8 protein-coding genes, 1 tRNA gene and 1 other RNA gene are annotated in these 8,950 nt (G+C 73.1%); 5 read left to right on the top strand and 5 right to left on the bottom strand.

Features of this window, described 5'->3' with window-relative positions:
• Positions 1-106: 106 nt before the first annotated feature.
• Entirely contained in the window at positions 107-859 is a 753-nt protein-coding gene (locus tag ACFV61_RS31940) for a TetR/AcrR family transcriptional regulator C-terminal domain-containing protein (RefSeq protein WP_063348641.1), read from the bottom strand.
• 233 nt (positions 860-1,092) lie between these two features.
• Here ACFV61_RS31940 and ACFV61_RS31935 point away from each other — a divergent pair, with 233 nt between their 5' ends.
• Both ACFV61_RS31935 and ACFV61_RS31930 read left to right on the top strand, forming a co-directional pair.
• Positions 1,093-2,622 (top strand): MFS transporter, encoded by a 1,530-nt coding sequence (locus ACFV61_RS31935; protein WP_380495428.1) that lies wholly within the window; start codon positions 1,093-1,095, stop codon positions 2,620-2,622.
• 166 nt (positions 2,623-2,788) lie between these two features.
• Positions 2,789-3,496 (top strand): helix-turn-helix domain-containing protein, encoded by a 708-nt coding sequence (locus ACFV61_RS31930; protein WP_380495426.1) that lies wholly within the window; start codon positions 2,789-2,791, stop codon positions 3,494-3,496.
• 1 nt (position 3,497) lies between these two features.
• Here the strand turns inward: ACFV61_RS31930 and ACFV61_RS31925 are convergent, their stop codons facing one another.
• Positions 3,498-3,914: a VOC family protein gene (locus tag ACFV61_RS31925; RefSeq protein ID WP_380426436.1), complete on the bottom strand. Its 417-nt coding sequence runs from the start codon at positions 3,912-3,914 to the stop codon at positions 3,498-3,500.
• Positions 3,915-4,095: 181 nt separating this feature from the next.
• Here ACFV61_RS31925 and ACFV61_RS31920 point away from each other — a divergent pair, with 181 nt between their 5' ends.
• Positions 4,096-5,055 (top strand): aldo/keto reductase, encoded by a 960-nt coding sequence (locus tag ACFV61_RS31920; protein WP_380495424.1) that lies wholly within the window; start codon positions 4,096-4,098, stop codon positions 5,053-5,055.
• An 88-nt stretch (positions 5,056-5,143) separates the two neighbouring features.
• On the opposite strand, the gene ACFV61_RS31915 is transcribed toward ACFV61_RS31920, so the two are convergent.
• The 3 genes from ACFV61_RS31915 to ACFV61_RS31905 all read right to left on the bottom strand — a co-directional run bounded on the left by ACFV61_RS31915 (position 5,144) and on the right by ACFV61_RS31905 (position 7,214).
• Positions 5,144-5,635 carry a hypothetical protein gene (locus ACFV61_RS31915; protein ID WP_063348646.1) on the bottom strand — a complete coding sequence of 164 codons (492 nt, stop codon included), beginning with the start codon at positions 5,633-5,635 and terminating at the stop codon, positions 5,144-5,146.
• Positions 5,636-5,882: 247 nt separating this feature from the next.
• Positions 5,883-7,013, bottom strand: coding sequence for a hypothetical protein (locus ACFV61_RS31910; protein ID WP_380374506.1), 1,131 nt, complete (start codon positions 7,011-7,013; stop codon positions 5,883-5,885).
• Between the two features lie 116 nt (positions 7,014-7,129).
• A tRNA-Ser gene (locus ACFV61_RS31905) sits at positions 7,130-7,214 on the bottom strand.
• Positions 7,215-7,324: 110 nt separating this feature from the next.
• Here ACFV61_RS31905 and ffs point away from each other — a divergent pair.
• Positions 7,325-7,415: signal recognition particle sRNA small type (gene ffs / locus ACFV61_RS31900), an RNA gene on the top strand.
• 90 nt (positions 7,416-7,505) lie between these two features.
• Positions 7,506-8,950, top strand: a 1,445-nt coding sequence (locus ACFV61_RS31895) for a DNA polymerase III subunit gamma and tau (protein ID WP_380495422.1), incomplete at its 3' end; no start/stop codon positions are given.

Below are 8,950 nucleotides of genomic sequence, written 5' to 3'. Positions count from 1 at the left end.
CCACCGACTGCCCGCCCCGGCGGCCCGGTCGGTGGTGCGGGCGGCGCGGTCGGTTCGGGGCCGGGCTACGTCGGGGCCCGGGCGCTGAGCCGGAACTGACACTCCGTCAACTGGCAGGCCGGGCCTGCCGAGTGGCCTCGATGCCGTCCAGGATCAGCCGGATGCCGTTGGTGAAGCCGCTGTCGCGGGAGCCGTCGGTCACCCCGTTGGCGTCGGTGGTGTAGAGGCGGTGCAGGCGCGGGAAGTCCCGGGTGGCCTCGATGATGGCGGGCAGGAGTTCGTCCATCCAGCCCTGCTCCTCCCGGCCGTGCCGGGCCAGTGCGCTCAGCCAGGAGGCCTCCACGCTGGCCGTCCCGATGACATAGCCGAGCAGGGCCCTCATCGCGTCGCTGGCCTCCATCGGGGTGAAGCCGGCTGCCTCCAGGAAGGTGAGCAGGGCCTCGGAGAGGCGCATCCAGTTCGGCCCGAAGTAGACGAGCCCCAGGTCGCCGATCACCGACACCATCCACGGGTGGCGCAGGATGACCTGGCGCACGCTGCCCGCGCACTCGGCGACGGTGGCGCGCCAGTCCGCCGGGTTCGTGTCGGTGACCGCCGGGATCCAGATCTTGCCGAACACCTCGTCGACGGCCAGGGCGAGCAGTTCGTCCTTGTTGGCGACGTGGGTGTACATCGAGGTGGCGCCGGCGTTGAGGCGGGCGCCGAGCTTGCGCATGCTCAGGGCTTCGATGCCGTCGCTGTCCAGGATGGCGAGTGCCTCCGCGACGATCTGGGCCCGGCTGAGCGCCGGTTGCTCGCGCCGGGGGCGCTCGGGGCGGCTCCACGGTGTCCCGGGCGCGTCCTTCGACCTGGCCGGCATCCGGCCCTCCTCTCGGTCTTCGCCCGCCTGTGCTCGGCTCGGCTGCTCCGTTCAGCATAAGCCGCGCCGCACACCGTGCGGCTTTGCGAACACTGTGCGGTCTACGTACAGTGTGTGGCGTCCGCACAGTGTGCGGAGCGAGGTGCACCGCGGCCGTGGGGACGGACCGCGGTGCACCCGCGACGACTTCCGTCCGGCTACGGCCGGCGCGCTCACTTCGAAGGGGGACCGCGGTGGACCGACATCCGCGCCGCTGGCTCATCCTGGTCGTGCTCTGTCTCAGCAGCCTGGTGCTGGTGGTCGACAACATGGTGCTCACGGTGTCCATCCCGCAGATCGCGGCGGACCTCGGGGCCGGGGCCGAGGACATCCAGTGGATCATCGACTCGTACATCCTGGTCTTCGCCGGGCTGCTGCTCACCTCGGGCAGCCTCTCCGACCGGTTCGGCCGGCGGAAGATGATGATCATCGGGCTGGTGGTGTTCGGCGCCGCCTCCCTGGTCGCGGCCGTCGCCGACAGCCCCGGCCAGCTCATCGCCGGACGCGTGCTGATGGGCGTGGGCGGAGCCCTGGTCATGCCGAGCACGCTCTCCATCCTGATCACCGTCTTCGACGACGAGGAACGGCCCAAGGCGATCGCCGCGTGGAGCGCGGTGGCCATGATCGGCATGATCGGCGGGCCGGTGCTCGGCGGTGCGCTGATCGCGCACTTCTGGTGGGGCGCGGTCTTCCTGCTCAACGTGCCGGTCGCGGTGGTCGCCGTCATCGCGGCGGTCGTGCTGATGCCGGAGTCCAGGGGGCCGTGGCGCCGGCCCGACCTGCCCGGCATGGTGCTCTCGATGACCGGGATGACCGCGCTGGTCTGGTCGATCACCGTGCTGCCCCGGGACGGCATCACCAGCCCCGGCACGCTCGGCACGCTCGTCGTCGGGGTGCTCGCGCTGACCGGGTTCGCCGTCCGCCAGGTCCGGACCGACTCGCCGATGGTCCCGCTCAAGCTGTTCCGCAACCGGGTGTTCACCGGGGCCAGCTTCTCGCTCGTCCTGCTGACCTTCGCCACCGGCGGCCTGATGCTGGTCCTCACCCAGTACCTGCAGTTCGTGCTGAAGTTCTCGGCCACCGACACCGGCCTGGCGTTCCTCCCGCTGGCCGTCGCCTCGCTGGTGTTCAACGCCATCGGCGCCGTGCTCAGCAAGAAGGTCGCCCCGCGGGTGACGACCTCGGCCGGCATGCTGATCATCGCGGCCGGGTTCGGGCTGCTGGCCACGCTCTCGGTCGGCGACGGCTTCGCCAAGGTCGCCCTGGCCATGCTGGTGCTGGGCGCCGGCTCCGGCCTCGCGATGCCGGCCGCGTCCAATGCGCTGATGGGCGCGATCCCCGGCGAGCACGCCGGCGTCGGCTCCGCGCTCAACGACACCATCCAGCAGTCCGGTTCCGCGCTGGGCGTGGCCATCCTCGGCGCCGTCCTGTCCAGCACCTTCACCGGCTCGATGCCCACCGACACGCCCGCCGCCGGGAAGCACGCGATCACGGACGCGCTCGCCCTCGCCGCGAGCACCGGGGACGGCGGACTGGCCGCCGCCGCGCGCGACGCGTTCAACACCGCGGCCTCCGTCACCTTCACGGCGGGCGGGATCTCCGTCCTGGCGGCCGCGGGGCTGACCCTGGTGCTGATGCGGGACGGCCGGAAGACCGCTCCGGCGGCGGGCCCGGTCGAGGACGCGGCGGAGGTGGAGGCGGAGGTCGTCCAGCGGGTGGGCTGAGCCTGCCCTGCCCTGCCCTGCCCTGCCCTGCCTGGCCCTGTCCTGTTCGGCCCTTTCCTGTCCGTCTCGGCCCCGTCCGCCTCGCGCGGCCGCGGGGCCGAGGGCGTGCCGCCGGCGTGTCGCCGACCCCCGGCGGCGCCCGGTGGCGGCGCGTAGCCTGGGCCCCATGTCCCCCGAGTACGCGGAGCGGGCGTCGAGGCTGCCGGGAGCGGTCGTGTGGAGGCGCCGGGCCGTCGGGAGCACGGGCGGCGGCGCGGCCGGGCTCGTCCTGCCCGACGGCTGCATGGACCTGCTCTGGACCGAGGGCCGGCTCCTCGTCGCCGGGCCGGACACCCGCGCCTTCCAGCTCGGACCGGGGCTGCGCGGCCCGTGGGCGGGCGTCCGCCTCCCGCCCGGCGCCGCCCCCGCCCTGCTGGGCGTGCCCGCACACGAACTGCGCGACCGGCGGGTCGACCTGGCCGACCTCCGGCCCGGAGTCGAGGTGCGCCGCCGCACCGGGCGCATCGACGCGGCGCCCGACCCGGCCGTGGCCCTGGAGGAGTTGGCGCTGCGCCTGGCGGCCGACGCGCGGCCGGTGGACCCGCTCGTCCGGGCGGTCGCCGATGCCCTGGCGGCCGGCCGTTCGGTCGCGGCGACCGCCGAGGCGGTCGGCCTCGGCGCGCGGCAACTGCACCGCCGCTCACTGACCGCCTTCGGCTACGGTCCCAAGACCCTGGCCCGGATCCTCCGCTTGCAGCGCGCCCTCGCGCTGGCCCGCTCCGGCGTGCCCCTCGCCGAGACGGCGGCCCGGACGGGTTATGCCGACCAGGCCCATCTGGCGCGCGACGTACGGGAGTTGGCGGGAATGCCGACGACCGCCCTGCTGCCCCGTTGACTCAGTCCGCGGCGCCCGGCAGCGGCGCGAACAGGTCGACGCCGTTGCCGTCCGGGTCGTGCACCACGGCGTACCGCTGGCCCCAGAAGGCGTCCCACGGCTTCAACTCGCCGTGGTACCCGGCGCCGACCAGGTCCTCGTAGACCGCGTCCACCTGGGCGGGGTCGGCGCACCGGAACGCCAGTGCCGTCCGGCCGCCGCCCACCGGCGGACGCCAGTCCGGATGGAACGAGCGGATGGTGGACTCGGGGTCGAGGGCCAGGCGCAGCCCGCCCGGCAGCACGGCCTCGACGTGCGGCTCCTGCTCGGCCCCGTCGGGGAACGCGAGTCCGAGCCGCCGGTAGAAGGCGATCGAGGCGGCCAGGTCCGAGACGGCGAGGCCCACGACGGCGAACTGCGGTGCTGGTGTGCTGTTCATGCCCGTCACGGTAGGCGGCGCCCGGACACCCCGTCTTGAACGAATCGGACGGTCTCCCGGCTGGTCTGCGCATTGGCCGAGTCGGGCGCGGCCGGGGTGATGATTCTGGTGACCGGATCGCGGCGCGCCACGCCCGATCGCGGCCCGCACCACCATTACCGACCCCTGGGAGGGATGACTGATGCTGTACCGCAGCCTCGGAGTTGACGGGCCGAAGGCCAGCGCGCTGTGCCTCGGCGCCATGACCTTCGGCACCACCGTGGACGAGCAGACCGCGACGGCGATACTGGACCGGTTCACCGAGGCCGGCGGGACCTTCGTCGACACCTCGAACAACTACGCCTTCTGGGCCCCCGGCGGGACGGGGCACGAGAGCGAGGAACTGCTCGGCCGCTGGATCGCCCGCCGGCGCAACCGTGACGAACTGGTCCTCGCCACCAAGGCAGGAGCCCGCCCGGTGCCCGAACTCCCCTTCCCCGAACACATGGAGGGGCTGTCCGCCGCTGCGCTGCGCAACGCGGCCGAGGGCAGCCTGCGCCGGCTCGGCACCGACCGCGTGGACGTCTACTACGCCCACGTGACGGACCCGTCCACCCCGGTCGAGGAGACCCTCGGGGCCTTCGCCGAGCTGGTGGCCGACGGAAAGGTCGGCCGGCTCGGCTGCAGCAACCACAGCGCCGCGGACCTGGCTGCCGCCAACGAGCTTGCCGAGCAGCGGGGTTGGCCCGGCTACCGGTGCGTCCAGCAGCGCCACAGCTACCTCCGGCCACGGCCGGACGCGGACTTCGGCATCCAGAAGCACGCCGACGAGGAGCTGCTGTCGTACGTCGCGCAGCGGCCGGAGCTGCTGCTGCTGGCCTACTCACCGCTGCTCGGCGGCGCGTACTGCCGGCCCGACCGGCCGCTGTCCGAGAAGTACCAGTGGCCGGTGGTGCAGGCCCAGTTGGCCGCCCTGGCCGAGGTGGCGAAGGAGACCGGGGCCACCGTCAACCAGGTGGTGCTCGCCTGGCTGCTGGGCCACCCGGTGCCGACGATCCCGGTCGTGGGCGCCAGCTCCGTCGCCCAGCTGGACGAGAGCCTGGCCGCCCTGGACCTGGTGCTCGACGAGGACCAGCGCCGGCGGCTGGACACCGCGGCCTGACCGCGGCGTCCAGCCCCGTCGGGCGGCCAGGCCGCAACCAACCCCCCTTGGCCGCCCGCGCCGTCCGCCTCGAACCGGCTGCGGGCCGTCAGCCCTGGGCGCGGACCGCCCGCCACCGGTTGGCGGTGGTCTCGCTCACCGTGTAGAAGAACTCCGACTTGAACTCGGCCCCGTCACTGAGCGCCTCCACCCAGCTCATCGGCCAGTTCCGCCGGCCGTAGTGCTTGTGCACGACCCGGGTGAACGCGGACAGCACGCCGCGCAGCCGCTTCCGGTCCACATCGAGCAGCTCGACCAGGGACGTGTAACTCACCCGCTCGCCGGGCTGCTTCGCCAGGATGTCGAGCACCCCGGTCACCGCCTGTACCGAGTCCAGCGGATCGGCCGTCAGCCGGCGCAGATCCTGCACGGTCCACTCGACGAACGGCCACTCGCCGTCCTCCTGCGGCCCCCCCTCGGCCGCCGCCGCCACCGCGGCCCCCGCAGCGGCCCCCGAGAGCTCCGCGAGGAACGCGTACACCTGCGTGACGTACTGAGCCGGCACCGGCACCGAGATGAACTGCTGGCTGTCCTGCGTCATGTTTCTTCCCCTCCGACGTGTCGCCCGTCTGGCGGCAGGACAGATACTTGCACGTCATGTGTCCGTGCGTCCAGGTACTAACCTGGACTAATTCCGAGACTAAGGCTCGATTAGTCCACCTCGCGGCGCTGCGCGGGAGGGCGGAAGTCACTTCCGGTACCGGCCGGCCAGTCGGGGCCGTGGAGCCGACGAAGGCCCGGACCGCGTGAGGCGGTCCGGGTCTTCCGGCTGTCGCCGCCCGTTGCGGTCAGTGGAGGACGTTCAGGAAGTTGGCGGCGTCGTCGACGAAGTACACGGCGTCGTGGTCGAGGTCGACCGCGAGCCCGAACAGGGCGCCGGCGCCGGGCGGGGTGCCACTGCTGTCGAGCGTGCGGACGGCGACCTGGTCGCCGGCGGGGGTGGTCTCGACGAGGTTGCCGTCGCCGGAGTTCACCGTGAGGACGTCGCCGCCCGGGGCGACGGCCAGGCCGAGCGGCCCGTTGAGGTGGCCGCCGGTGCTGACGGTGGTGCCGGTGCCCGCGTCGGTGGTGCGGTGGACGGCGTCGGGGATCGCGGTGATCCGGTTGGCGAGGGTGTCCGCCACGTAGAGCGTGTCGTCGTGGCCCAGCCCGACGCCGGTCGGGCCGATCACCAGGGCGGCCTGGTCGGTCCGCTGGCCGAAGCCCGAGCCGATCCGGGTGGTCGCGAGCCGCTGTGGCGGCGCGTCGCCCTGCCGGCACAGGGTGATCCGCAGGACGGTGCCCTGGTCGACCTCGGCCCCGCCGCCCGCGACCGTGCCGTTCAGCACATTGGTCACGAACAGTTCGTCGCGGTCGTCGAAGCTGGCGGCCGTCATGTCCCACGGGCCGTTGATGCCGTCGCCGACGATCGTCTCGCGGACCGTCCCGTTGCTGTCCAGGACCAGCAGGCAGCCGGCCTGGACGGTGGCGGAGGTGCCGTCGGTGGTGGGCGTGCTGCCGACCACGACCCAGCCGCCCGGCAGAACGGTCAGCGCGGTCGAGAGCCCGACCCCGCCGGGGCAGGGCCCGGGCAGCTTCGCCGGGTCGATCCGGGCGAACTCGCCGACGGTGCCGTCCGGGCTGACCTGGACCAGGGTGGTCCCGGTGCCCTGCAGGTTCTGCCCGTTGTTGAAGTTGCTGATGAGGACGTTGCCGCGGCGCAGCTTGCCCACGCTGTGCTGGACCACGAACGTGCCGTACGGGTTCTGGTCCCCGTTCGCGGGCACGGTCGAGGCGACCGGTGACACGGTGTTCAGCGGCCCGAGGAACGGCGCCCGGCCGACGGCGCCACCCACCGCCGTGGCGCCGAACACCACCGCGGCGGCGGCGACCACGCCGACCCGCCCCCAGAACCTCGTGCGCGAAGAGTGAAGTCTCATAACTCAAAGTTATGCCGCAGTCGAACCGCCCAGCACGCGGAGTTCACCCAGCGGTGTCCCCGCACCGCGAAACGACGAAGGCCCGGACCGTCGGAACGGTCCGGGCCTTCTGCCGGCGGAGGATACGAGATTCGAACTCGTGAGGGGTTGCCCCCAACACGCTTTCCAAGCGTGCGCCCTAGGCCTCTAGGCGAATCCTCCGTGGGAGAGCTTAGTACATGTTCGGGGGTGGTCGCGACCAGCAATCCCGTAGGCGGGAGGGTGGGGTTGCCTGTGGATCGTGGGGGCTCGGATCCGGTAGTGTGGGGGTCAGCCCCTCGTGTGGCGTTATCTCTCTGAACCCCCCCAGGGCCGGAAGGCAGCAAGGGTAAGAGGGCTCTGGCGGGTGCACGGGGGGTCTTTGCGTTCCCGGGCGGTTGCCGGGGGCGCCGGGGGACGGTGGCGAGGCGAGGGGCGACGCGTTTGTCGGCGCGTCCCGATATCGTCGGGGGTGTGTCCCTAGCCCTGTACCGCCGCTACCGTCCCGAGACCTTCGCGGAGGTCATCGGGCAGGAGCACGTGACCGCTCCGCTCCAGCAGGCCCTGCGTAACAACAGGGTCAACCACGCGTACCTGTTCAGCGGACCGCGCGGCTGCGGGAAGACGACGAGTGCGCGCATCCTGGCCCGCTGTCTGAACTGTGAGCAGGGGCCGACGCCGACGCCCTGCGGAGAGTGCCAGTCCTGTCGCGACCTCGCGACCGGCGGGCCCGGCTCGATCGACGTGATCGAGATCGACGCGGCCTCGCACGGTGGTGTGGACGACGCGCGCGAGCTGCGGGAGCGGGCGTTCTTCGCGCCGGTCCACAGCCGCTACAAGATCTTCATCCTGGACGAGGCGCACATGGTGACCTCGGCCGGGTTCAACGCGCTGCTCAAGGTGGTCGAGGAGCCTCCGGAGCACCTCAAGTTCATCTTCGCGACCACGGAGCCGGAGAAGGTGATCGGGACGATCCGGTCCCGGACGCACCACTACCCGTTCCGGCTGGTCCCGCCGGGCACGCTGCGCGACTACCTGGTGGAGGTCTGCGGCCGGGAGGGCATCCAGGTCGAGGACTCGGTGTTCCCGCTGGTGGTCCGGGCCGGGGCCGGGTCGGTGCGTGACTCGATGTCGGTCATGGACCAGCTGCTGGCCGGCGCCGCCGAGGGCGGCGTGACGTACCAGATGGCGACCTCGCTGCTCGGGTACACCGACTCGGCGCTGCTCGACGAGGTGGTGGACGCCTTCGGCGCGCACGACGGGGCGACGGTGTTCCAGGTGATCGACCGGGTGGTCGAGGGCGGGCACGATCCGCGCCGCTTCGTCGCCGACCTGCTGGAGCGGCTGCGTGACCTGGTGATCCTGGCCACCGTGCCGGAGGCGGGGGAGAAGGGGCTGATCGACGCCCCGGCGGACCGGGTCGCGATCATGCAGGCGCAGGCGGACGCGTTCGGTTCGGCGGAGCTGAGCCGGGCGGCGGACATCGTCAACACCGGGCTGACCGAGATGCGCGGCAACGCGGCGCCGAGGCTGCAGCTGGAGCTGATCTGCGCCCGGGTGATGCTGCCGGGTGCCTACAGCGACGAGCTGTCGTTGCAGGCGCGGCTGGACAAGCTGGAGCGCCGGGCGGCGGCGGGCGGGTTCGCCGCGCCGATGGCGGTGGGGGTGCCGGTGGCGGCGACCATGGCCGCGCCCGTTCCGGCGACGGCGACGGCGACGGCGCCGGTGGCGGTGCCGGTAGCGGAGACCGCCCCGGTGCAGGCCGCGCCGGTCGTGGCGGCCCCTGCGGCAGCCCCTGCACCGGCAGCACCGGCAGCACCGGCCGCACCGGCAGCCCCCGCGGCGCCCGCCGGGCCCGCGCCGGGTGCCTGGCCGATCCCGCGCAGCTTCCCGCCGGCGGGCGGCGCCCCGGCCGCGGC

This window comes from Kitasatospora sp. NPDC059817 (assembly GCF_042731835.1).
In the GTDB taxonomy this organism is placed as follows: domain Bacteria; phylum Actinomycetota; class Actinomycetes; order Streptomycetales; family Streptomycetaceae; genus Kitasatospora.
The sequence above is the reverse complement of the archived record's forward strand: the minus strand, read 5'-3'. Positions and strand labels throughout refer to the sequence as shown.